We start from the raw sequence: 24,671 nt of genomic DNA, 5'->3' as shown, positions 1-24,671 counted from the left end.
CAGTGCGTTGGCCGGCCATCAAATCTTCGTGTGGCTGCGGCGCGAAACAAAAAATTCGCGCGCCTCTGGAAATTGCAGAGGGCCATCAATATCTGCAACATATAAGTGCCGCATTCCGGGTGCCTGCACGTCATCGACGCTGGAATCGGTTGGAGTATTTTCTTAACGGGCACGTATCATCATCAGCCGTCGCGAGCGAACGCCGACAGATCGTCGGGTCGTTCACCCATCGCAACTGGGCATGGTGCTGGATTGTCTGTCACGGTGAGGACGCGAAATGGGCCCGGTAAACGACAACGTATCTGAAATCCTGATCGACAAGGTCGCGGACTGGCTCATGCGGACGTCGCTCAGCGACGAGTCGCTGGAGACGATCGTGAAGGGCTTCTGTGAGCGGCTGGCAGCTGCCGGCCTGCCGTTAATGCGCGTTCACCTTTCCTTTTCCATGCTGCATCCGCTCTATGACGCGCTCGGCTTCACCTGGGTGCGCGGCAAGGGCGTCGATGTCAGCGGCCTGCGGCATGAGGAACTCGCGCTCAATCCGGAGCGGTTCCTGCGCAGCCCCTACTATTACCTGCTCAACAACAATCTCGAGCATGTCCGTCGGCGCCTCTACAAAGATACGCCGTCCGAGTTCCCGATCTTCGACGAGCTGAAGGAGCAGGGGGCGACCGACTACATCGCGTTCATGCAGTCGCTCGGTGCCGATTCCGGCCACGGCATGGTCGGCTCCTGGACGACGGACCGCCACGGCGGCTTCACCGATGACGTCATCGGCGCGTTGTTGCGCCTGCAGAACCATCTCGCTGTTGCGGCCAAGATGGCCGTTCTCGGCAAGCTCGCCGACAACATGCTGACCACCTATCTCGGCTCGAGCGCCGGCCGCCGCGTGATGAGCGGGCAGGTCCGGCGCGGTGACGGAGAGACGGTGCGTGCGATCCTTGTCATGGCGGATATGCGCCGCTCGACCATGCTTGCGGAAAAGGAAGGCCGCCAATCCTATATCGAAACGCTGAACGGTTACTTCGATGCGATTGCTGCCCCGTTCAACCGCAACGGCGGCCATATCCTAAGCTTTGTCGGCGATGGTTTCCTGGCAGTCTATCCTTGCGGCCGACACAAGGAGCCTTCCGAATTTGCCGCGCGCGAGGCGTTCGGCGCCGTGCGCGCCGCGACAGCCCGCATGGAATTGCTCAATTCCGAGCGGCGCAAGCAGGGGCGTGACCCGATCGGCTACGGTGTCGGTCTGCATGTCGGCAATGTGATGTTCGGCAATGTTGGCCTTCGCGACCGGTTGACGTTCTCGGCCTTCGGCTCGGCGGTCAACGAGGTGCAGCGGCTGCAGAACCTGACGAAGAAATACGCCCACAGCGTTGTCGCCAGCGAGGCTTTCGCTAACTATTGCGGCGGCGACTGGACAGCGCTCGGGCAGGAGAAGCTGCGCGGCGTGCGCCAGAAATTCACCATTCTCTATCCGAATGAGGCAGCGCTTCTGCCAAAGTCGGATGAGCGTCTCGACGATGTTCTGCAGGATGGACTTTCGGAAGCGGAACATGTCATGCTGCTACATCGCAACACCCGCCCGCTGCAACCGCCGCGCGGTCTCATCGACAAGATGCTTCAGTAAGGACCTCAATGTTCCGAACAGCCCTCATCGTCGCGAGCTTCTTCATCACTGGCGTTGCGGCAGCGCAGCCGTGGGAAACCAAGCTTTTCGACGGGTTCGAGGGGCAGGATTTCTCGCCGGACGGCGGGCTTTACTACCGGGAGAATTTCGAACAGAGCGCGGGAACGGCCGAGTTTCAGAGCATCGTCAAGCGCAATGGCAATGGTGGGCTCAAGCTGAGCGTCGTGCCGACCTGTCCGGATTCGCTCGACGGCTGCAGTGAGCGAGCGGAAATCTGGGAGAAGACGGCACTGCGGGTGCCCTACGACCAGGGTGTATGGTACGGGTTCTCCGTGAAGTTTGCCGACCCGGTCCCCTCAGGCGACCATCGTTACCTCGTGGCGCAATGGAAGCGCGAGATCGACCCGGGTGCTGAAGGCGATTTCAGTCCGTTTCTGGCGTTGCGCATGAACTTCGGCAAGTTGTTCGCAACTGTCGAGACCAATTATATTGCGCCGGTTTCCGCCGGGCCGGACGGGGTTGCTGCTGCCTGCAGGCCGGGTGAAGTCCCGGTCTGGGGACGCCCGAGCGTCAACCAGATGCGCATGTTCGTGGCGGCTGACCCCGCGTGGCGGGCGGACGACGGCAATCTTTTCAACGCCTGCACCGACGCGATCGCGGTGACGAACCACGGCAATCCGCTGCCGGATCCGAAATCTGGCTGGATCGATTTCGCGATTTATACAAAGCCGGGCGCCGACGGCACCGGCCATATCGAGCTTTTTGCCAATGGTAAGCCGATCATCACGGTCAAGGGCCATGTCGGACATGCTGACAAGGGGCTCGGCCATAATCAGTATTTCAAGTTCGGTCCCTATCGCGCGGCTGATGTAACTGACTGGACGCTCTATTATGACGATTTTCGTCGGTCGCCGCGCTGCGCCGATGTGCTGCCTCAAGAGGCTTGCCCTTTTCCCTGACGATTGCGCCGCAAATCGTGAACTATGCTGTGGTTGCAAGGACCTAAGCTGGACAGCCCCCTGAAGCTGCGATAGTCTTTTTTTAGAGGCGGCAGATACAAGGGCAATGAGGGAAGTGTGCTGCGATGACATCAGGGGCGGACCTGCTTCGAGTTGAAGGTCTGCGGATCACATTCTCGGTGCTCGGCGGCAAAGTTGAAGCCGTCAAGGAAGCGAATTTCAGAATTTTGCCAGGAAAGGTGACCGCCCTCGTCGGCGAGTCCGGTTCCGGAAAATCGGCCATCAGCCAGGCGGTCATGGGTATCCTGCCCAATGTTGCGCGGGTCGGCGGGCAGATTCTGTTCAACGACCCGGCGGTTAAGGGCAAGCCGATCGACCTGCTCTCGCTGGAGCGCGAAGGCGAGGAAATCCGCGCGTTGCGCGGCACCCGCATCAGCAAGATCTTCCAGGAGCCGATGACGTCGCTGTCGCCGCTCCACACGATCGGCAACCAGATCTCCGAAGTCCTGAAAATTCATACGGATGCGGAGAAAGCCGAAAGGCGTGCGCGAACGGAAGAGCTTCTCGGCTATGTCGGGTTTTCGAACCCGAAGCGCGCCTATGACATGTATCCCTTTGAGCTCTCCGGCGGCATGCGCCAGCGTGCGATGATCGCCATGGCGCTGATCTGCAAGCCTGCACTGTTGATAGCCGACGAGCCGACGACTGCGCTCGACGTCACGGTCCAGGCACAGATCCTGCAGCTGCTGCGCGACCTGCAGATCAAGCTCAACATGGCGATGCTGTTGATCACCCACGACCTCGGCGTGGTCGCCAATATGGCTGACGAAGTCGTGGTGATCTATCACGGCCAGATTGTCGAGGCTGGCCCCGTCGACGCGATCTTCCGCAATCCTCAGCATCCCTATCTCAAGGGCCTGATGGCCGCCGTTCCGCATTTCGACATGAAGCCGGGAGAGCGGCTGAAGGCGTTGCGGGAGGTGCCGGTCAAGGCGGGGACCCTACTGGGCGCCAAGGATTCCACCAAGGCTCTTGGCCCCGATGTTCTCCTGTCTGTGCGCAACCTTTCCAAGACCTATGGCACGCGCAAGACCTCCTGGTTCGGCAAGAAGGACCCTTCGCGCCATCGTGCGGTGGACAATGTCAGCTTCGACATCCGCCGCGGCGAATGTCTGGGGCTGGTGGGTGAAAGCGGCTGCGGCAAGACGACGATCAGCAAGATCCTGATGCGGGCCATAACGCCGGACGGTGGCAGCGTCAGCTTCGATGACGGCGAGGGGCCGATCGATGTGCTCAAGGCCGAAGGCGATGAGCTGAAGACGCTGCGCTCGAAGATCCAGATGGTCTTTCAGGATCCGGTATCGTCGCTTTCGCCGCGCATGACCGTCAAGAACATCCTGAGCGAACCGCTCGAAATCCACGGGCGCGGAACGTCGAAGTCGCGTGAAGAGACGGTACGCTCGCTGTTGCAGGCCGTCGGCCTCGACCAGCGTTTCGTCAACCGCTATCCGCACAGTTTTTCCGGTGGCCAGCGCCAACGCATCGGTATTGCCCGGGCCCTTGCTCTGGTGCCGCAACTGCTGATCTGCGACGAGCCGGTATCGGCGCTCGACGTTTCCGTCCAGGCCCAGATCCTCAATCTGCTCAAGGATCTGCAGAAGGAACTTGGGCTTACATGCCTGTTCATCTCGCACAATCTCGCGGTGGTCGACTATATGGCCGACCGGATCGCCGTGATGTGCGCTGGGCGCATCGTCGAACTCGCGCCGCGCGAAGTTCTGATGCGCAAGCCGGTGCATCCCTACACGAAGTCGTTGCTTGCGGCGGTCCCCTATCCGGACCTCGATCGTCCGCTCGACTTCGATCTGCTCAAGGCCAGTGAGGGCTCGGACATGCGGCGATGGGGGCCGCAGTTCAGTGACAACGGCCTGGAGGATGCGCTATTTCCCGCTGACCTCGGTGGCGACCATTACGTTCTGGCGCGCAAGTCAGTGGACGCAAGGGAGTTACGGCCATGATCACTCGCCGAACTGCACTCGCCCTGCTCGCAACAGTGGCCTTTCCCAAATACCTTCTTGCGGCGGCAAGCGAGCCGAAATTTTTCGAGGCGCTTGTCGCCGAGGGAAAGCTGCCGCCCGTCAATGAGCGGTTGCCGAAAACACCGCGCGTCATCAACGTTGCCGGCATGGGGCGCCAGCCGGGCAAACACGGCGGCACCGTGCAGAGCCTGATCGGCAGCGCGAAAGACATCCGCCTGATGACCGTCTATGGCTATTCGCGCCTCGTCGGCTACGACGAAAAACTCGAGCTGCACGCGGATGTGCTTGAAAGCTTCGAGACGGTCGAGGATCGGATTTTCACGTTCCATCTGCGCGAGGGACACAAGTGGTCCGATGGCAGCCCGCTCACGACCGAAGACTTCCGTTACTGCTGGGAAGATGTTCTGCTCAATGAGAAACTGAGCCCGGCAGGCTTGCCGATGGCGCTGGTGATTGACGGCGAGGCCGCAAAATTTGAGGCCGTCGATGAGCGGACGGTGCGCTATTCCTGGTCCACTCCCAATCCCGATTTCCTGCAAAAACTCGCCGCACCGCAACCCTTGGTGCTGGTGATGCCGGCGACCTACCTTAAGCAGTTTCACGAGAAGTATCAGGATGAGGACAAGCTCAAGGCCCTTCTAAAGGAGCAAAGGGTCAAGAAATGGAGCCAGCTGCATATGCGCATGGCCCGTTCGTATCGCCCGGAAAATCCCGATCTGCCGACGCTCGACCCGTGGCGCAACACGACAGGCTTGCCTGCCGAGCAATTCGTGTTCGAGCGCAACGCCTTTTACCACCGCGTTGATGAGAACGGCTTGCAGCTCCCTTATATCGACAAATTCGTGCTCAGCGTCAGCTCTCCGGCGCTGATCCCGGCGAAGGCCGGCACCGGCGAGAGCGACCTTCAAGCGACAAACATTGACTTTATCGATTACACGTTCTTGAAGGATGCCGAAAAGCGCTATCCGGTAAAGATCCTCCTCTGGAAGAAGACGCAAGGATCGCGCGTCGCCCTTCTTCCCAATCTCAATTGCTCCGATGCGGTCTGGCGCCCGTTGCTGCAGGACGTGCGGGTCCGGCGGGCGCTGTCGTTGGCAATCGACCGTTCAGAAATCAACAAGGCGGTCTTCTACGGTTTGACCAAGGAGAGTGCCGACACGATCCTGCCGGACAGCCCGCTGTTTCGGCCGGAATTCGCCTCCGCCTGGATCGCCCACGACCCGGTGCAGGCCAATGCGCTGTTGGATGAGGCTGGCCTGACAAACCGCGGCAGCGATGGCATTCGTATTCTCTCTGATGGCCGCGCCGCGCAGATTGTCGTCGAGACCGCGGGCGAAAGCACGCTCGAGACCGATGTCCTGCAACTGATCACCGACTACTGGCAGAAGGTCGGCATTTCCCTCTTTATCCGCACGTCGCAGCGCGACACGTTCCGCAGCCGCGCTGTCGGTGGCGAGATCATCATGTCGATGTGGTTCGGGCTCGATAACGGCGTGCCGACTGCTGCCATGAACCCGGGCCAGCTGGCGCCGACCGCCGACGACCAACTGCAGTGGCCGGTGTGGGGGCTGAATTATCTGTCGCATGGGGAGATGGGGCAGGCGCCCGATCTTCCGGCTGCCGTCGAGCTGACGGAACTGCTGCAGCGCTGGCGGCACTCGGCCGAGGATGCCGAGCGCACCGAAATCTGGGGGCGGATGCTGTCGATCTACACCGACCAGGTCTTCTCGATCGGCATCGTGAACGCCTCCCTGCAGCCCATCCTGGTCGCCAACAAGATCAGGAACGTCCCGGAAACAGCGCTCTACGGCTTCGACCCCACGAGCTATTTCGGCGTCTATAAACCCGATACGTTCTGGATCGAGCAGGAAGGCTGACATGCTGCGATACATTCTCTGGCGCATCGCGGCGATGGTCCCGACCTTGCTCATTATTTCAGCGCTCGTCTTCACCATTATCGAGTTGCCGCCCGGCGACTACTTCGAGAGCTACGTCGCCGAGATCAGGGCGCAGGGCGAAGGCGTCAACATGGAGCAGATCGAGGCTCTCCGGAAGGAATATGGCTTCGATCAACCCCCTCTGCTGAGATATGTCCATTGGCTCGGTGGCATGTTGCAGGGTGATTTCGGCTATTCCTTTGAATACGAATTGCCGGTCAGCGCTGTCGTCGGCGACAGGCTGTGGCTGACGATCCTCGTCTCCTTCGTCACGATCATCTTTACCTGGCTAATCGCTTTCCCGATCGGCATCTATTCCGCCACACACCAGTATAGCTGGGGCGATTATGGCCTGTCGCTGGTGGGGCTAATTGGCATCGCCATTCCGAATTTCATGCTGGCGCTGATCCTGATGTACTTCGCGAATATCTGGTTCGGCGTTTCGATCGGCCACCTCATGGACCAGCAATATCTGGCCGAATCCATGAGTTGGGCGAAGGCGAAATCGATTCTCTCGCATATCTGGATACCAGTCATTATCGTCGGTGCGGCGGGGACCGCCGGCATGATACGGCGTCTGCGCGCCAACCTGCTTGACGAATTGCAGAAGCAGTATGTCGTGACCGCCCGTGCAAAGGGGCTTTCGCCGATGCGCACGCTGGTCAAGTATCCGCTCAGGATGGCGCTGAACTTCTTCATCTCGGATATCGGCTCCATCCTGCCGGCGATCATCTCCGGTGCCGAAATCACCGCAATCGTGCTGTCGCTCGAAACGACCGGCCCGATGTTGATCAAGGCGTTGCAGAGCCAGGACATGTATCTGGCCGGCTCATTCCTGATGTTCCTCGCTTTTCTGACCGTCATCGGCGTGCTGATTTCCGATCTCGCGCTCGCCATTCTTGATCCTCGGATACGGCTGCAAGGCAGGAGTACCAAGTGACGTCATTCCTTCCGGCGCCCGGCGAACCGCTGCCGCACTACGTATCGACTGCACCGTTCGATCCCTACTCCGTCGAAGCGATGACGGAAGAACAGGTGCGGGTAAACCAGGCTTCGCAGTTGCGGCTTATGTGGTGGAAGTTCCGTCGGCACAAGCTGGCGCTGATCTCCGGTATCTTCCTGGTCGCGCTCTACCTGATGATCCTCATCTGCGAGTTCCTCGCACCCTACAATCTGCACACGCGCAACGTGGATTACATCTATGCGCCGCCGCAGTCTGTGCACCTGTTCCACGAGGGCAGGTTCGTTGGCCCGTTTGTCTACGGTCGGACGATGGAACTCGACATGGAGACGCTGAAGCGCAACTATTCCGACAACCCGCAGGCCGTCGAGCCGATCCGCTTCTTCTGCCGCGGTGACAGCTACCGCTTCTGGGGGCTGTTCGAAAGCAATGTGCACCTCGCATGCCCGGCAAAGGACGGTCAGCTCTTCCTGCTCGGCACCGACCGGCTCGGCCGCGATGTCCTGTCGCGCATCATCTATGGTGCGCGCATTTCGCTGACGATCGGCCTTCTCGGCATTACGGTGAGCTTCGTGCTCGGCATCGTTATCGGCGGTCTTGCCGGCTACCACGGCGGTGTTTTTGATCTCATCGTCCAGCGCATCATCGAAGTGCTGCAGTCGATCCCGAGCATTCCGCTCTGGCTGTCGCTGGCTGCGATCATGCCTGCGACGTGGAGCCCAATCCTGATTTACCTGGGCATCACGATCATCCTCGGGCTTCTCGACTGGACGGGGCTTGCCCGAGCGGTGCGTTCGAAACTGCTGGCACTGCGCGAGGAAGATTATGTCCTTGCCGCGCAATTGATGGGTGCAAAGAGCGGCCGCATCATCGGCCGGCACCTGGTTCCGGGCTTCATGTCTCACCTGATCGCCACAGCAACGATCTCGATCCCCGGCATGATCCTCGGCGAAACGGCGCTGAGCTTCCTCGGATTGGGGCTGCGTCCCCCGATGACCAGCTGGGGCATCCTGCTCACGGAAGCGAAAAGCGTGAGTGTCATTGCCTTCTACCCCTGGCTGCTATTCCCAACGATCCCGGTCATTTTTGTGATTTTGGCGTTCAACTTCTTGGGAGATGGCTTGCGCGATGCCGCCGATCCCTACAAATGAGTTTCGTTTCGACGCCGGCCGCAAGCCGGCGTTGCGAATTTTGGTTCGTTTTTTCCTGAGCGAAAGGTTTCTGGCATGATGCGGCGCTTAGAAGATGCCCGGATACTCATGTACAGCCACGACACTTTCGGGCTCGGCCACCTGCGCCGATGCCGTACGATTGCGCATTCGCTGGTGGAAGATTATCGCGGTTTGAACATCCTGATCATATCGGGCGCGACGATTGCCGGTGCCTTCGATTATCGCGCGCGCGTCGATTTCGTGAAGATTCCGAGCGTCATCAAGCTGCATAACGGCGACTACACCTCTCTCGATCGCCATATTGAGTTGGACGAGACGTTGAAGATGCGCCAGTCGATCATCCGTCACACGGCGGAAACCTTCAAGCCAGACATCTTCATCGTCGACAAGGAGCCGATGGGGTTGCGGGGCGAGGTCGAAGAGACGCTCACCTATCTCAAGGCCCATGGCACGACGCTCGTTCTCGGCCTGCGCGAGGTGATGGATGCGCCGCATCTGCTCGAGGCGGAATGGAAACGTCGCGACACCATGCGCAAGATCGAGCAGTATTACGATACGATCTGGGTTTATGGTCCGCCGGACTTCTATGACCCGCTGACGGAACTCGAGGTGTCGCCTGCGGTGCGCGAGCGCATGAACTTCGTCGGCTTCCTGCAGAGAAGCGTACCGCGCGAGGAATTGCCCGGTCACAAGCCGGAAGGCGACTATATTCTCGTCACCACCGGCGGCGGTGGCGATGGTGCTGATCTGATCCACGATTTTATTCACGCCTACCAGCAGGATCCGGAACTGACGCACAAGGCGCTTGTGGTCCTTGGCCCCTATATGCCGGTCAAGAAGCGCGAAAAGCTGATCAGAAAAGGAAGCAAGATCCCTTTCATCAAGATCATCGAGTTCGATAATCGCATGGAAGAGCTGATTGCCGGAGCCAAGGGCGTGGTGGCGATGGGCGGCTACAACACCTATTGCGAGATCTTGTCTTTCGATAAGCCGGCGCTGATCGTCCCGCGGATTCAGCCGCGCGAGGAACAACTGATCCGTGCACGTCGTGCTGCCGAATTGGGCCTCATCGACATGCTGCTGCCCGACGAGGCGGAGGATCCCTTGCGTTTCGCCGCCGCGCTGAAGGCTTTGCCGCAACGCGCGCCGCCGTCGAAAAGTTGTGCCAACGGCCTGAGGCTCGAGGGGCTGGTGCATATCTCCGAAATTGTAGGCGGGTGGCTCGACGAGCAGTCGAGTGAGCACCTGAGTATTGTCAAGAAATCGAGCTGAAGCATTGCCAACGGACCGCAAGATTGCCGTCATTCTGAAGGGGTATCCGCGCCTTTCGGAAACCTTCATTGCGCAGGAATTGCTCGGACTTGAGAAAGCTGGGCATGAGCTGGTTCTGATTGCGCTCAGGCGTCCGACCGACGGCAAACGCCACCCCGTACATGACGAGATCCGCGCCGACGTGCACTATCTGCCGGAGTACCTGCACGATGAGCCGTTGCGTGTCCTCAAGGGTCTGGTGCGCTCGCTGCCGAAGCCCGGCCTCTGGAAGGCGTTTGGGCTCTTTGTGAAAGACCTCGGTCGCGACCTGACCCGAAATCGCTTTCGCCGTTTCGGGCAGGCGCTGGTGCTGGCGTCGGAGTGGCCGGGCGACCCGCGCTGGCTGCACGCTCATTTCATCCATACGCCCGCTTCCGTCACGGCTTATGCCAGCGTCATCGCGGGTACGCCATGGACATGTTCGGCGCATGCCAAGGATATCTGGACGTCGCCCGACTGGGAGCTGTCCGAGAAGCTCGACCGTGCGCGCTGGACGGTGACCTGCACTCGGACGGGATATGAGCATCTGCAGAGCCTGACGTCGAAAAAGGCGAGAGTGCATCTGAGCTATCACGGCCTCGATCTCGAGCGTTTCCCGCGTTTCGCCGGCGAACATTCGAGCCGCGACGGTTCCGATGAGGCAGACCCGGTTCGAATCGTCAGTGTCGGCAGGGCGGTGGGCAAGAAGGGCTACGATGTTCTCCTTAAAGCCCTTTCCCTCTTGCCCGAGGACCTTCACTGGCGTTTCGAACATATCGGCGCCGGAGAATTGACGGCAAAGCTCAAGGTCCTGGGCGGCGAACTCGGCATCTCGGACAGAATTGCCTGGAAAGGTGCGCTCGACCAGACCGATGTGCTCGCCCACTATCGCACCAGCGACATCTTTGCGCTCGCCTGCCGGGTAACGGCAGATGGCGACCGTGACGGATTGCCGAACGTGTTGGTCGAAGCGTCGAGCCAGCGGCTCGCTTGTGTGTCTACGGCAATCTCGGGCGTGCCCGAACTCCTGGTCGACGGAGAAAACGGTCGTGTCGTGCCTTCCGAGGACGCGAAGGCGCTGGCTCTCGCCTTGGAGCAGTTGATCCGTGACCCGGAAGGTCGCCGCTGTTTGGGCGCTGCGGCCGAGCAACGGGTGAGGGCGCATTTCGACCACCACTCCAGTATCGATCAACTGACGACCCTGTTTGCAAACGAATGGAAAGCGGCATGACGCGGCAGCTGCGGGTCTTCTTCTATGTCCAGCATCTGCTGGGGATCGGGCACCTGGCACGGGCAAGCCGCATTGCCAGCGCACTTGCGGCCGACGGTTTCGACGTCACGGTTGTCACCGGAGGCACGGCCGTTCCCGGCTTTCCAAGCGCCGATCTCAAACACGTGGCCCTGCCGCCGGTCGTTGCGGGCGACAAGGGGTTTTCCGGCTTGGCGGACGAAACCGGAAATCCGGTGGATGACGACTACAAGGACCGCCGGCGGAAGATGTTGCTTGACGCGTTTCGCACGTGCGACCCGGATGTAGTGATCTTCGAGGCGTTTCCCTTCGGTCGCCGCCAGATGCGGTTTGAACTGATGCCGCTGCTCGACGTCATCGAGGCATCGAGCCCACGCCCACTGGTGGCGACATCCCTTCGCGATATCCTGCAGGAGCGGACAAAACCCGGCCGTGCCGAGGAAATGCTGGATCTGGTGCGGGCGCATTTCGACCTTGTCCTCGTGCATGGGGATCCCGCCTTCGCTCGACTTGAAGAGACCTTCCCTTACGCGCAGGAGATCGCCGACAAGGTTGCCTATACCGGCCTCGTCGCTGGTAATCCGCCGGCGCCGCCGTCGGAGCGTTTCGATGTCCTGGTCTCGGCCGGTGGCGGCGCGGTCGGTAAGGAGCTGATCGGCGCCGGTCTGGAAGCTGCGAAGCTCCTGTCGCCGGAGTTGCAATGGTGCCTGGTTACCGGGCCAAACCTACCGCAGGCCGATTACGACGCATTCGGGGCGGCAGCGCCGGCGAATGTGAAGCTCTTCCGGTTTCGGCAGGATTTTGCCAGCCTGCTTTCGGGTGCCCGGCTTTCGGTCTCGCAGGCTGGCTACAATACGGTGTGCGATATCATTCGCGCCGGTTGCGCGTCGCTGCTGATCCCGTTCACGGCCGGCGGGGAAACGGAGCAATCAACGCGTGCGGCCCGACTGGAAAAGCTCGGGCTTGCCGGCGTCTTGCCGGAGAGCGAAGTGACGCCGGCCCGATTGGCGCGCGATGTTGAAGCGCTGCTGGCGCGTGCGAAGCCTGAGATGCCGCCGCTCGACCTAGAAGGTGCCGCCAACACGGCGGCGATCCTGCGCCAGCGGCTTTCGCAAGTGGCGGTCAAATCGTCCCGATCAGCATGAACCGTGTATATTTCTTCGTCGGCAATGTGCCGGCGAAATCGAGTGTCGCGAGTTTCGCCTGGTCGGCGAAAGCATCGATGGACTCGACGCAGTTGATGTGCGTCGGTTCGCTGAAGTAATCGTTCGACTGCAGGAGAACACGTGTGCCTGATGGGATCATCGCAAGCCAGCTCCGCAGATCGGCGATGTGCTCGCAGCTCGTATTGACGATCAGGTCGGCGCCGAGGCTTGCATAGTCGATCGCATACATGTCGGCCGTGATGGCCCGGAAACGGTCGGCAAAGGTCGCGTTGAGGGTGCGCGCGACAGCCTCGACCGATGCATCAATGTCGTAGCTCTCAGCAATTGCGATTTCGAAGCGACAATCCTCAAGCAACATCGCCGGAAGGATGCCGTACCAGCCGCCGAGAACGACGATCCGGCCATAGGAATAGCCCGCCGCTTCCAGCAGCGTGTCGCGAGCCCAAAGCTTGCAGGCAACCTGCTTGTGATTGAAGGCATTGGCTATATCGGCGTCGGGATGCTTGGCGATCACCTTGGCGATGCCGTCGATCAGCGGGCTTCTGGTATAGGCGGCAATACCACGCGCCAGGTCGAAAGCGTTTTCGTACCAGTCGCTCGCAGGAGTAGGGTGGTGGCTGGTGTGTTTCATGCGCTCGTTGTAAGCTGGCGGACAATCGAGTGCAATAAGGGGGCTTTTTCGTTTCCCACGCCTTGATCCATTGCAGAGAGGCATGATCGCCGATCTTGAAGGCGAGGTCAGGCGTCCATTGCGGTTTTCTCGCGCTCCTGCATAATCTAATAAACCGGATTCGGAACCGGATCAAATTTTTGCCGAAACGCCTTTTGCGATCGGACGCCGGTGGCAGTTCAGTCGGAAAGGACCGCAAGCAAACATATCGTGGCCGGGGATGGGTGGTAGCCCGCGCCGCACACATAGCAGTGTTCAATAAGGTCCGTTGCCAGAAACATGGAACCACGCCTCTCCCGCTACATTTGGACCCATACGCGCAAGGACCAGCTCTGGATCTTGTTGGTCGTCGCGTTTTCGATGATCCCCTATTTCCTGTCCTTCGATCTGCCCAAGCAGATCGTCAACGGACCGATTCAGGGTGATGGCTTTGACAGCCCGGAAGCGACGCAGGCGTTCCTGGCGATCTCCTTCGACTTGCCGTATCTCGGGACGCTCAATCTCTTCGACGGCTTTCAGCTTGGCCGCGAAGGGATGTTGCTGGCGCTGAGCCTCGTCTTCCTGCTTCTTGTGGTCGTCAACGGCCTCTTCAAATTCTACATCAACACCTTCAAGGGGCGGCTGGGCGAGCGTCTCTTGCGGCGAATCCGCTTCGAACTCGTCGATCGCGTCCTGCGGTTTCCGCCGACGCATTTCAAGCGGGTGAAACCGGCCGAGATCTCGACAATGATCAAGGACGAGGTGGAGCCGCTCGGCGGCTTCACGGGCGATGCCTTCGTGTCGCCGGCGCTGCTTGGCGGTCAGGCACTAACGGCGTTGATCTTCATCTTGCTGCAGAGCTTCTGGCTGGGGCTGATTGCCAGCGTCATCGTCGCCGTCCAGGCCGTGATCATCCCGCGCATGCGCAAGCGGCTGCTCGTCCTTGGGCGTGAACGCCAGCTGACTGCGCGTGAGCTGTCGGGCCGGGTGAGTGAAATCGTCGATGGCATCGGAACGATCCGCGGTCACGACACCTCCAATTTCGAGCGCGCCGACATCGCGTCGCGGCTCGCGCGCATCTTCAAGATTCGCTACGACCTCTATCAGTGGAAGTTCCTGGTCAAGTTCATCAACAACTTCCTCGCCCAGGTTACGCCTTTCCTGTTCTATTCGATCGGCGGCTATTTCGCGCTTCAGGGCCGTCTCGATATCGGCCAGCTCGTCGCCGTCATCGGCGCCTACAAGGACCTGCCCGGGCCGCTGAAGGAGCTCATCGATTGGGACCAGGCACGCCAGGACGTGCAGGTGAAGTACGCCCAGGTGGTCGAGCAATTCAGCATCGAACCGCTACTCGATCCGAAAGTTCACGCCATCGCAGTGGCAAGACCGGAGCCGCTGAACGGCGCGCTCGCGGCCGTCAACCTGACGGTGACCGATGATGGCGGCGTGACGCTCCTCGACCACGTCTCGCTGCAGGTGCAGCCGGGCGAGGCGGTCGCACTCAAGGGCGGCGGGGAAGTTCTGGCGGAGGCCTTTGCTCGCCTGATCTGGCCGGCCGGCGGTCGTGTTGTCATCGGCGGTCAGGATATTCTGGAGATGCCGGAATCTGTCACCGGCCGGCGGATCTCTTATGCTTCTTCGGATGTCTACGTGTTTCAGGGCAGCCTTGGCGACAACCTGCTCTACGGCTTGAAGCACGCGCCACTGACCGAGGTTCGGTACGAAGGCGAGCGGGCGACCCATCGCAAGTGGGAACTGGTCGAAGCCAAGCTCGCAGGCAATCCATCCTTCGACGTCAACAGCGATTGGGTCGACTACCCGGCAGCCGGCGCGACCGGGCCAGACGATCTTCTGCTCAAGATCAGGCCTGTCCTTGATGCTGTCCTCCTGACCAATGACGTGCTGGCTCTCGCGGTGCGCTCCACTATCGACCCGAACCGCAATGTGGCCTTTGCCGCTGGTATCGTCGAGATGCGAAGCGCGCTACGGGAGCGCCTCGAAAAGGAAAAGCTTAGCGACCTCGTGGTGTTCTTCGAGCCCGGTTCGTACAACATCGAGGCGACCATCGGCGAAAATCTGCTGTTCGGCACGATTACCGATCAGGTGATGTGGGACGGTGCTCTCGAGGGACATCCGTTCTTCAAGACCGTGCTGCAGCGGGTGGGCTTGCGCGACGTTTTCTACGAGATGGGGCTGGAAATCGCCGAGAACGTCGTCGAACTGTTCCGCGACCTGCCGCCGGATCACCCGTTCTTCCAGCAGCTGACATTCATGACCGCCGAGGAAATCCCTGTTTATGAAGCGTTGCTGCAAAAGGTCCGCGGCCGCCCGCGCGCCGACGTCGCCGAGGATGACCAGGTCAAGATCATCCGGCTGTGCTTCGGCTACATCGAGCCTCGCCACCGCTTTGGTCTTCTGACCGACGAACTGATGGCCAGGATCGTCGCGGCACGACGCGAGTTCGACGAGGGCTTGCCGGCGGACCTCGCCGACATGATCGAGCACTATCGTCCGAACCGCTATATCGCGTCCGGCAGCATCATCGACAACGTGCTCTTCGGGCGTATCGGCCATAAGCACGCCGACGGATCGGAGAAGATCCGGGCGATCGTGCGCGATCTTTTCGAAGCCGTTGGTCTCTATAACGAGGTGCTGGCCTTCGGCTTCGACTTCAATGTCGGCGCCGGCGGCAAGCGCTTGACCGCAGGTCAGCGCCAGAAGCTGGATCTGGCACGCGCGCTCATCCGCATCTGCGACTTCTACATCTTCAACCAGCCCCTGCTGGCGCTTGACCAGCGTGTCCAGGAGCAGGTGGTTCGCAACGTCTTTGCGCTTCTGCGGCAGGACGGCCGCAATCCGGCAATCGTCTGGGTGGTCGCCAATCCGGCGGTGATGGAACTGTTCGACCGCGTCGCGAGTTTCGAGAACGGACGCCTGGTTCGCGACGACGATACGGAAGTGGGGGCTAACGAAGGACCCGACTATAAGGAAATGGCATCTTGATGTAATATTAATGTCAGGGCACGAGCATAAGGTCCCGCCGCGATGCGGGAGGCAGGTTGCCCCCGACGAGATACTCGGAGAAACGGATTGTGATGTTGCTCAAGGATGAAGTCGAAATGCTGCGCCGGATAACCCTGTTTTCAGGATTGCCGCCTGCAAAGTTGAAACTCCTTGCCTTCACCTCCGACCGGGTCATGTACAGCGCTGGGGAGGCCCTTTTTTATCAGGGTGATATCGGCGATGCCGCCTATGTCATTCTCTCCGGCAAGGCCGACGTGCTGGTGACGACTGCAAGCGGGCCGCTGAAGCTTGCGGAGGTCGAACAGAATTCGATCGTCGGCGAAATCGCCATCCTCTGTAACACCCCGCGCACGGCAACCGTGCGCACGACGACACCGCTGGAAGCCCTGCGCATCCGCAAGGACGATTTCCTGAAACTCTTGGCCGACTTCCCCGAAATGGCCGTGGAAATCATGCGTGTGCTCGCCGACCGCCTGAGCCAGACGACGGCCGAACTCACGGAAGCGCGCAGTCGAAACGAGCGCATGGAAGCGTAAAATCGCGGCGGCGCTGACTGCCGATGGCATGTCCTGGCCGCATGGAAGACCTTCGCAAAAACGATTCCGCTTGACCGGGATATGGGCTAGAGAAGCGCCATGCGTGCGATCACCTATTTCTGCAAGACCGTCCATTTCCCCGACAAGCCTGAGAAGAAGCGCTTCTTTGCGCGGCTTCAAAGCGGCGAGTGGGAGCCGTGCACATTTCAAAACATCGAGCGGCTGGTCGACGGCCACACGACCTTTGTTGATATCGGCGGCTGGATCGGCGTAACGCCCTATTGGGCAGCTCAGATTGCCGACAACGTTATTACGGTCGAACCCGATCCCGTCTGCTTCGGCATCCTCAAGGAAATGGAAGCGCAGAACGAGGGGGAGGTCGCGCTGATCAATGCTGCACTTTCCGAGGATGACGTCCTGGTGCTGAACTCGGTCGGCGGCGGATTTGGCAGCTCGGAAACCTCGGCGCTGATCGCCGACGACACCGGGCAGGCGATCAAGGCGAAAACGATCACGATTGCCGAATTGCAGTCGCTGGCGCGAACCGACAAGCTGTGCTTCAAGATCGATATCGAAGGCTATGAATACCGTTCTCTGGCCCAGTTCCGGGATATCGACCGCACGCGCACGACGGGCGTTCTGCTCGCCGTGCATCCGCAGATCCTATTTGCGTCGCTGAGCGGGCCAGCAATCGTCAGGGCATTTCGCACCGTCGTTGCTACCTTCGGGCTCGTGAGAAGCTTTCGTGGCTTTTGCCTCGACAATCCGTCAGCGATGTGGACTGCGCTCAAGAAATCCATCATCCGGCGTGAATTCCGCGGGTTCGATCTGCTCTTTGTTCATAAGGTCAGCGACCGGTAGCGACGCGCGCTTTTTGAGGCACCGCCGCAGCCAATACATGCCTTGTGGGACCAGGACTTAGCTGAAAGTCGCTGCGGCTGACGCATTAACCATGTCTGCAACAAGGTTAATTCTTGGTTTAAGAATATTACTTCTGGTGGTATAAGCGCCTGGTTTCTATTTTCATTCCTCGGTTTTTCTGCTGTGCCATGAGAGCGGTCAGATGTCCTGGATGTATTTTGTGGGCGCAACCTATTGTATCGCTGCGCTTTTCCTATTGGCGATGACCTATCTGGAAGGTCTGCAGGCGCACGCGCCCTGGAATGTCTATCGTGTCGCCGGCATTGTGATCTGTATTTTCTGGCCGGTTCTCATTTTTTATCTAATGTTTAAAATTGTAACGAAAAGAAAAATTCCGCAGGGGTGAACGTATTTCCTTCCTGTTTTGATGGCGTATTTTCATGTTCCTGGAGAATTTACCATACAACCAGAAAACGCCGGCGGTTAACCCATGAACTCTTCATGCGGATTATGTTTCGGTTGTGATTGACCCGTGTGAAAGTTCTGAACATGTGCGGTTTTGGCGGCTATTTCGGTTCGGTCCGGGAAGCAGAAACCCTTCTCAAGAGGATGGTGACCGCGATCGCGCATCGCGGACCGGATGAGCACGGCACATTCGTGGCGGCGGAGGCCGGCCTCGGTCATGTCAGGCTCGCGATCGTCGGGCTTGGTGACGGCCAGCAGCCAATGTCGGACGCGACGGGCGAGTTAACAATCGCCTTCAACGGCGAGATCTTCAACTATGTCGAACTGCGCGAGGAACTGCGCGCCAAGGGCCGGCGTTTCCGGACTTCGAGCGACACGGAAGTCATCCTTCACCTCTATGACGAGATGGGCGAGGACTGCCTGTCCGTCCTCAATGGCGACTTTTCCTTTGCAATCTGGGACGCCCGTCGCAAGCGGATGATGCTCGCTCGCGACCGCATGGGCGTCCGTCCGCTGTTCTATACGACCAGAGGCGGCACACTCTACTTCGCATCCGAGATCAAGGCGCTGCTTCAGGTGCCTGGCATCGTAGCCGAGATCGACCCGATCGCGCTCGACCAGATCTTCACGCTTTGGGCGCCGATCGCGCCGCGGACAGGATTTCGCGATATCCACGAGCTGGAACCGGCAAATTTCATGATCGTCGAGCGGGGGCGTCAGACCATCAGGCCCTATTGGCGTCTCGACTATCCGGATCGCGAGGCGACGTCACGTTTCGTCAACGAAGGTGATGCCGCCGAAGAGTTGCGGGCGCTTCTAAGCGATGCGACGCGGATACGCATGCGGGCCGATGTACCGGTCGGCTCATATCTGTCGGGTGGTCTTGATTCCTCCATCGTCGCGGCGCTGGCGGCGGGCATGGCGCCGCAAGGATTGCGCACGTTCTCCGTCACGTTCGACAGCGTCGAGCACGACGAAAGCGCCTACCAGATGCAGATGGCCGCGGCCCTCGGCACGCAGCACAGCACCGTTGCCTGCCGTGCCGGCGATATCGCCAGGGTGTTCCCGGATGTCGTGCGTTTTGCTGAAAGGCCGATCATCAGGACGGCGCCGGCGCCGCTCTATCAGCTTTCGGGCCTGGTGCGCGAACAGGGGCTTAAGGTCGTGCTGACCGGCGAGGGGGCCGACGAGGTCTTTGCCGGCTATGATATCTTCAAGGAAGCGCGCGTGCGTCGGTTCTGCGGGCGTCAACCTGGCTCGCGCATCCGTCCGCATCTGTTCCGCAAGCTTTATCCCTATCTGCCTGGCCTGCAGCAGCAGTCGGCTGAATATCTCGCTGCCTTCTTCGGGGCGGGCGACGTTGCGCTGGACGATCCGCTCTTCTCCCATCGCCCCCGCTTCAAGAGCACGGCGGCGACGAAGATCTTCTTCTCGCCTGATCTGCGCGCCAGCCTTGCCGGCTATGATGCGGCGGAGGAGCTGGCGAGCCGTCTGCCCCAGGATTTCGGCCGCTGGCATCCGTTGCATCAGGCTCAGTATCTTGAGGGTCGGTTCCTTTTGCCCGGCTATATTCTTTCGAGCCAGGGCGACCGAATGGCGATGGCGCATGGTATTGAAGGGCGTTTCCCGTTCCTCGATCATCGGCTGGTCGAGTTTGCGTCCGGCCTGCCGCCGGAGATGAAACTCAAGGGGCTGGTGGAAAAGCACATCCTGCGCGAGGCAACCAAGGACCTGATGCCGGAGGCGATCGGCAAGCGCACCAAGCAACCCTATCGAGCACCCGATAGCCTTTCGTTCACCGGCGTCGGTGAACTTGATTACGTCCGCGAGGCGATGAGCCAAGACAGCATTGCCGCGGGTGGCCTCTTCAACCCGAAGGCGGTCACGAAACTCTACGAAAAGTGCCAGTCCCAACCGGTATCCGGCTTTCGCGACAATGCGGCGTTCGTCGGAATCCTGTCGACGCAGCTATGGTTGAAGACATTCACCGGCACGAGCATCCACGCCGCCGAGGCGGCCTGAACGACTGAGGAAAGGAAAAGACATGACGGAAACGATCAAGGACAAGGTCAGGGCCTTTGTCATCGAGAACTTCCTGTTCGGCGACACGTCCTACGATCTTGCCGACACGGCATCGCTGATCGAGAACGATATCATCGACTCCACCGGTGTGCTGGAGCTGGTCGCCTTCATCGAAGATCACTACGGCATCGCCATGGCGGACGCCGATATCGTGCCGGCGAACCTGGATTCGCTCGCGCGCATCTCGGCTTTCATTGAAGCCAAATCTGGCGCGACGGTAACGGCGTAAACGACAACGGGTGAGGTCCACGCAGATGCGGTTCGAGCAATTCCTTATCGGCAACGCTGCGGCGCACGCGCCGAAAACGGCATTGATCACCGACCGCAGGCGGCTGCGATACGACGAGCTTGATCGGCTTTCGAGCCAGCTGGCCGCCTCGCTATCCAGGAACGGCGTCAAGCGCAATGATCGCGTGCTGGTGTTCATGGACAATTGCTGGGAGGCTGCGGTTTCGATCTTTGCGGTGCTCAAGGCAGGCGCGACTTTCAGCCCGATCAATTCGTCGACCAAGGCAGACAAGCTGGCCTATATCATCGAGGATTGCGAGGCAGCCGCCATCCTCACGCAGGCAAAACTGACGCCGGTCGTGACTGAAGCCCGTGTGCTCGCTGGCGATAGGAACCTGTTCGTGGCTTCCACGGCAGCCCCGAACGGCCAGGTGCCGGCTGGCGCGACCTCATTCGATGCCTGCCTGGAAGGCGATGCAGAGCCGGTGGCCCACGGTGGCATCGACGTCGATCTCGCCATGCTGATCTATACCTCCGGTTCCACCGGGCGCCCCAAGGGCGTGATGATGACGCATCGCAACATCGATGCGGCATCCGAATCGATCACCACCTACCTGCGCAACCGGCACGACGACATTATCCTTAATGTCCTGCCGCTTGCCTTCGACTACGGCCTTTATCAGCTGCTGATGGCCGTTCGGCTCGGAGCGACGCTGGTTCTCGAAAAGTCCTTCGCGTTTCCGCATGCAATCTTCGAGCGCATTCGCGAGGAGGGCGTCACCGGATTTCCGCTTGTGCCGACGATGGCGGCGATGATCCTGCAGATGCGCGATCTGGAACCGGGCTTCCTGCCCAGCCTTCGCTATCTTTCCAACACCGCCGCGGCGCTGCCGCCAGCACATATCGCCCGGCTAAGAGAACTTTTTCCCGGCGCGCGACTGTATTCGATGTACGGGCTGACGGAATGCAAGCGCTGCACCTATCTGCCGCCAGAAGAACTTGACCGTCGCCCGGGCTCTGTCGGCATCGCCATCCCCAACACCGAGGCCTTTGTGGTCGACGATGAGGGTAGGCGCGTGCCGCCGGGCGTGCCGGGCGAACTCGTCATCCGTGGCCCGCACGTGATGCAGGGCTATTGGCGCAACGACGCCTCGACCGAACGCATGCTTCGACCGGGACCGCACCCTTGGGAGAAGGTGCTCTACACCGGCGATCTGTTTCAGACCGACGCGGAGGGCTTCCTCTATTTCGTCGGGCGCAAGGACGACATCATCAAGAGCCGCGGCGAGAAGGTTGCGCCGAAGGAAGTCGAGACGGTCCTGCATTCTCATCCCGGCATCGCTGAAGCCGTGGTGGTGGGCGTAGCTGACCCGGTGCTCGGCCACGCGATCGCGGCAATCGTCGTGCGCTCGGACCAGACACTTAGCGACAAAGACATCATCCGGCATTGTTCGCGCCACCTGGAGGACTTCATGGTCCCGAAAATTATCGAATTCCGCACGGAGTTGCCGAAGACGGACACGGGCAAGGTTAGCCGCAGACTGGCGGCCGAGACGATGGAGTTTGCAGAATGAACATTCGCCCGACCCAGGATACGGATCCGTTTTCGGCCGAAACGCTTGTCATCGATCATGCGACGGAAACCGACCGCATCGTTGCGGGGCTGCGCGAACAGCTGCGCGGAATGAAGAAGCGCGGCCTCGTTCTCGGTCTTTCCGGCGGGATCGATTCCAGCGTCTCTGTAGCCTTGGCTGTGCGGGCCGTCGGCGCAAAGAACGTCTTTTGCCTGTTCATGCCGGAAAACGACAGCGATCCGGAAAGCCTGAGGCTCGGTCGTCTGGTCGCTGAAACCTTTGGCGTCGATGCCGTGGTCGAGGATATCGGGCCGACGTTGCAGGCAATGGGCTGCTATGAGCGTCGCGACGCCTTCATCCGCCAGCTTGTTCCCGCCTATGGCGACGGCTGGGCATCGAAGATCGTGATTGCCAACGCGCTGGAAGGTGAGGGCTACAACATCTCTTCGCTGGTGGTCCAGGATCCGCAGGGCAAGCAGACCAAGTTGCGCATGCCGCCACCCGTCTATCTCGGCATCGTTGCCGCAACCAACATGAAACAGCGGACACGCAAGCAGATCGAATACTATCACGCCGACCGGCTGAATTTCGCCGTGCTCGGTACGCCGAACCGGCTGGAATACGACCAGGGCTTCTTTGTGAAGAACGGCGATGGCGCCGCCGACGTCAAGCCGATTGCGCATCTCTACAAATCGCAGGTCTATGCACTGGCAGCGCACCTCGGCGTTCCCGAGGAAATCCGCCGCCGCCCGCCGACGACGGATACCTATTCGCTGGAACAGACGCAGGAAGAGTTCTATTTCTCGCTGCCTTACGACCGGATGGATCTTTGCCTCTACGGTCTGAATAACGGCTTGCCGATCGAGGCAGTGGCGCAGGCGGCAGGACTGACGGCAACGCAGGTCGATCGCGTCTGGGCGGATATCGCCGCCAAACGCAAGGCGACGCGCTACCTGCATCTTGGACCGCAACTCGTTGCGGCTGTGGAAGAGATTGCGGGCTGACCGGCCAGGGCGGCGATTGCCGCCCGTCGTCTGGATTAATCGAAGTGGCCGCCGATCAACCGGCTCCAATGTTCGCCGGCCAAGCCGTTGAGAAAGGCTTGCGAATTACGGAACGCCTGAAGAATTCCGGCATCGCGGGCGTGAACGACGGTCGAAGCGACATGCACGAAGGCAATGCGCCGGCCGAGCATGGCTTCAAGCAAGGCGGGCTGCGTGCGACCACGCAAGCCGGCGACGCCGCGCGCCGCGGCATGATCGATCAGGCCGTCGATGACGGGACCGGCCTGTCCGGGAAGCGCCAGGATTTGCAGCACGCGACCGATCCCGCCGGAGCGGGCATAGTAGACGAAGGCGCCGACGATCGCCCCGGTGCGCGCGGCAACCGACGCGAAGATTGCATCGCCCTGATCCGGCTTTTGCACCGCATCGTGCAGGATATGCGCGAGCTGTTCCTCCGCCCAGTTCGGGCGCAGCGGAAATTGGGCGGTCAATGAGGGTAGGAGATTGGCGAAGGCTGCCTTGTCTATATCGGTGACGGTATAATTTGCTTGGCTGGTACCGCTGTCGGGAACGGCCGACCAACGCTGTTGGCCGCGCGCCATTCTCTTGCGATGGACCCGGTCGAGCCCATGGGCCAACGGATTGGCCAGCCGCGCCAGTTTGATCCGGTTCGAGGCAACACTAAGCGCGAACGTCGCCGGGCGGATAACGCGCACCCAATCGAGGCTGTATTGCGGCAGCACGATGCCACGTAGCCGCGTCCACATCTGCGTCGAGACTTCGCTTGCCGTCTCGCTGAAAGAAAGATCCTGCGGGCCGGCGAGGAATGCCTTCAACAGGCGTGCGCCAGCCATCGGATCGGTTTCGCGATCCTCCACCATCAGCGACCCGCAAATGGCTGCACGTAGCTGTCGACCGTCGAGCGTCATCGGCAGGACGTTGACGCCGACGAAGCCGGAGATGCGGCCTTCAGCGTTGACGTGGACGAGCGGACGGATCTCCGGATCACATCCCGGGGCGTCGAGATAGAGTTCGCGCATGTAGTCGGTCAGCGTTGTCGGCGGCGGGGTCTTGTCATTGCGGAACACCCTCTGGAACATTCCGGCGATTGCGGGAATGTCTGGCGCCTCCAGAGATCGGATTTCACTCATCTTGCCTTGCTCCCGGCCTCGCTCGGCGCGGATGCCTGAGTATGCAACTTCCTGACGATGGCGACGCGTGGCCTGCCTTCCACATCGGTGGCGAAGGTGACGGCCTCATAGGCCTTGGTGCGGGCGAGAAGGGCGGATGCCTGTCGATCCTGGCCGGCGCCGAACTCGAAGAGTAGCCAGCCGCCGGGTTTCAGGAACGCCACAGCGTCGCGGATGAGGCGCTGATGGATCGAGATGCCGTATGGGCCGCCATCGAAAGCCTCCCGCGGTTCGGCTTCAAGCAGGTGGGCGCTGTCGCCTTCAAGCCGAGATGTGGAAATATAGGGTGGGTTGCAGACGACCATGTCGACCGAGCCCTCGAGATGGTCGTCGGTCAGCGCATCAAACAGATCGCCTTGCCGTATGGTGACGCGATCGGCGACATTCAGGCGAATGACGTTTCTGCGGGCCAGCGCAACGGTGCTGTCGGTCAAGTCCGCACCCCAGACACGGGCGGAAACGACATCGGCCGCAAGCCCGAGCGCCAGGTTTCCGGAGCCGCAGCACATGTCGATGACGGTTGCGCCGGATGGCCGATCATGCAGGATGTTGGAAGCCGTGCGTCCGAGAAGCTCCGTTTCCTCTCGCGGCACCAATACATCAGGTGCCAGTTCGAGCTCGACGTTCATGAAACGGTGCAAACGCGGCGCAGCGCCGC

The 24,671-nt window shown here is 60.5% G+C and carries 20 protein-coding genes; 17 read left to right on the top strand and 3 right to left on the bottom strand.

The window, feature by feature from the left end:
* The first annotated feature begins 277 nt into the window (after nucleotides 1-277).
* The 9 genes from ABIE33_RS23175 to ABIE33_RS23135 all read left to right on the top strand — a co-directional run bounded on the left by ABIE33_RS23175 (nucleotide 278) and on the right by ABIE33_RS23135 (nucleotide 12,379).
* Nucleotides 278-1,627, top strand: a complete 1,350-nt coding sequence (locus ABIE33_RS23175) for an adenylate/guanylate cyclase domain-containing protein (protein WP_429129988.1) — start codon at nucleotides 278-280, stop codon at nucleotides 1,625-1,627.
* 8 nt (nucleotides 1,628-1,635) lie between these two features.
* Nucleotides 1,636-2,586, top strand: coding sequence for a polysaccharide lyase (locus ABIE33_RS23170; RefSeq protein WP_429129985.1), 951 nt, complete (start codon nucleotides 1,636-1,638; stop codon nucleotides 2,584-2,586).
* 125 nt (nucleotides 2,587-2,711) lie between these two features.
* Nucleotides 2,712-4,604: an ABC transporter ATP-binding protein gene (locus ABIE33_RS23165; RefSeq protein WP_429129982.1), complete on the top strand. Its 1,893-nt coding sequence runs from the start codon at nucleotides 2,712-2,714 to the stop codon at nucleotides 4,602-4,604.
* Nucleotides 4,601-6,502, top strand: a complete 1,902-nt coding sequence (locus tag ABIE33_RS23160; protein ID WP_429129980.1) for an ABC transporter substrate-binding protein — start codon at nucleotides 4,601-4,603, stop codon at nucleotides 6,500-6,502. The genes ABIE33_RS23165 and ABIE33_RS23160 overlap by 4 nt, the downstream gene beginning before the upstream one ends.
* Before the next feature lies 1 nt (nucleotide 6,503).
* A complete protein-coding gene (locus ABIE33_RS23155) occupies nucleotides 6,504-7,502 on the top strand; it encodes an ABC transporter permease (RefSeq protein WP_429129978.1) in 999 nt (332 codons plus the stop codon).
* Nucleotides 7,499-8,674, top strand: coding sequence for an ABC transporter permease (locus ABIE33_RS23150; protein WP_429129975.1), 1,176 nt, complete (start codon nucleotides 7,499-7,501; stop codon nucleotides 8,672-8,674). Before ABIE33_RS23155 ends, ABIE33_RS23150 begins: the two co-directional genes overlap by 4 nt.
* A gap of 75 nt (nucleotides 8,675-8,749) precedes the next feature.
* Entirely contained in the window at nucleotides 8,750-9,967 is a 1,218-nt protein-coding gene (locus ABIE33_RS23145) for a glycosyltransferase family protein (RefSeq protein WP_429129973.1), read from the top strand.
* Nucleotides 9,968-9,971: 4 nt separating this feature from the next.
* The gene (locus ABIE33_RS23140) at nucleotides 9,972-11,216 is read left to right on the top strand and encodes a glycosyltransferase family 4 protein (protein WP_429129970.1); all 1,245 of its coding nucleotides are present in this window, start codon (nucleotides 9,972-9,974) and stop codon (nucleotides 11,214-11,216) included.
* Entirely contained in the window at nucleotides 11,201-12,379 is a 1,179-nt protein-coding gene (locus ABIE33_RS23135) for a glycosyltransferase family protein (RefSeq protein ID WP_429129968.1), read from the top strand. Before ABIE33_RS23140 ends, ABIE33_RS23135 begins: the two co-directional genes overlap by 16 nt.
* Here ABIE33_RS23135 and ABIE33_RS23130 read toward each other — a convergent pair.
* On the bottom strand, nucleotides 12,357-13,031 hold the full coding sequence (locus ABIE33_RS23130) for a class I SAM-dependent methyltransferase (RefSeq protein ID WP_429129966.1): 675 nt from the start codon (nucleotides 13,029-13,031) through the stop codon (nucleotides 12,357-12,359). The genes ABIE33_RS23135 and ABIE33_RS23130 overlap by 23 nt on opposite strands.
* 318 nt (nucleotides 13,032-13,349) lie before the next feature.
* Here ABIE33_RS23130 and ABIE33_RS23125 point away from each other — a divergent pair, with 318 nt between their 5' ends.
* From ABIE33_RS23125 to nadE, 8 genes are all read left to right on the top strand, one after another.
* Nucleotides 13,350-16,052: an ABC transporter transmembrane domain-containing protein gene (locus ABIE33_RS23125; RefSeq protein ID WP_429129963.1), complete on the top strand. Its 2,703-nt coding sequence runs from the start codon at nucleotides 13,350-13,352 to the stop codon at nucleotides 16,050-16,052.
* A 92-nt stretch (nucleotides 16,053-16,144) separates the two neighbouring features.
* Complete coding sequence (locus tag ABIE33_RS23120) at nucleotides 16,145-16,609, top strand: cyclic nucleotide-binding domain-containing protein (RefSeq protein WP_025428538.1); 465 nt, start codon at nucleotides 16,145-16,147, stop codon at nucleotides 16,607-16,609.
* A gap of 99 nt (nucleotides 16,610-16,708) precedes the next feature.
* Entirely contained in the window at nucleotides 16,709-17,470 is a 762-nt protein-coding gene (locus tag ABIE33_RS23115) for an FkbM family methyltransferase (RefSeq protein WP_429129960.1), read from the top strand.
* A gap of 202 nt (nucleotides 17,471-17,672) precedes the next feature.
* Nucleotides 17,673-17,876, top strand: a complete 204-nt coding sequence (locus ABIE33_RS23110; RefSeq protein WP_025428540.1) for a hypothetical protein — start codon at nucleotides 17,673-17,675, stop codon at nucleotides 17,874-17,876.
* A gap of 143 nt (nucleotides 17,877-18,019) precedes the next feature.
* Nucleotides 18,020-19,957 carry an asparagine synthase (glutamine-hydrolyzing) gene (asnB, locus tag ABIE33_RS23105; RefSeq protein WP_429130156.1) on the top strand — a complete coding sequence of 646 codons (1,938 nt, stop codon included), beginning with the start codon at nucleotides 18,020-18,022 and terminating at the stop codon, nucleotides 19,955-19,957.
* Nucleotides 19,958-19,979: 22 nt separating this feature from the next.
* Nucleotides 19,980-20,246: an acyl carrier protein gene (locus ABIE33_RS23100; RefSeq protein ID WP_429129958.1), complete on the top strand. Its 267-nt coding sequence runs from the start codon at nucleotides 19,980-19,982 to the stop codon at nucleotides 20,244-20,246.
* Nucleotides 20,247-20,271: 25 nt separating this feature from the next.
* Complete coding sequence (locus ABIE33_RS23095; protein WP_429129955.1) at nucleotides 20,272-21,819, top strand: class I adenylate-forming enzyme family protein; 1,548 nt, start codon at nucleotides 20,272-20,274, stop codon at nucleotides 21,817-21,819.
* Complete coding sequence (nadE, locus tag ABIE33_RS23090; protein WP_429129954.1) at nucleotides 21,816-22,823, top strand: NAD(+) synthase; 1,008 nt, start codon at nucleotides 21,816-21,818, stop codon at nucleotides 22,821-22,823. Before ABIE33_RS23095 ends, nadE begins: the two co-directional genes overlap by 4 nt.
* 35 nt (nucleotides 22,824-22,858) lie before the next feature.
* Here nadE and ABIE33_RS23085 read toward each other — a convergent pair whose 3' ends face one another.
* On the bottom strand, nucleotides 22,859-23,974 hold the full coding sequence (locus tag ABIE33_RS23085) for a hypothetical protein (protein ID WP_429129951.1): 1,116 nt from the start codon (nucleotides 23,972-23,974) through the stop codon (nucleotides 22,859-22,861).
* Nucleotides 23,971-24,642: a N5-glutamine methyltransferase family protein gene (locus ABIE33_RS23080; protein ID WP_429130154.1), complete on the bottom strand. Its 672-nt coding sequence runs from the start codon at nucleotides 24,640-24,642 to the stop codon at nucleotides 23,971-23,973. Before ABIE33_RS23080 ends, ABIE33_RS23085 begins: the two co-directional genes overlap by 4 nt.
* Nucleotides 24,643-24,671 lie beyond the last annotated feature (29 nt).

This window comes from Ensifer sp. 4252 (assembly GCF_050434565.1).
Lineage (GTDB): Bacteria > Pseudomonadota > Alphaproteobacteria > Rhizobiales > Rhizobiaceae > Ensifer.
The sequence above is the reverse complement of the archived record's forward strand: the minus strand, read 5'-3'. Positions and strand labels throughout refer to the sequence as shown.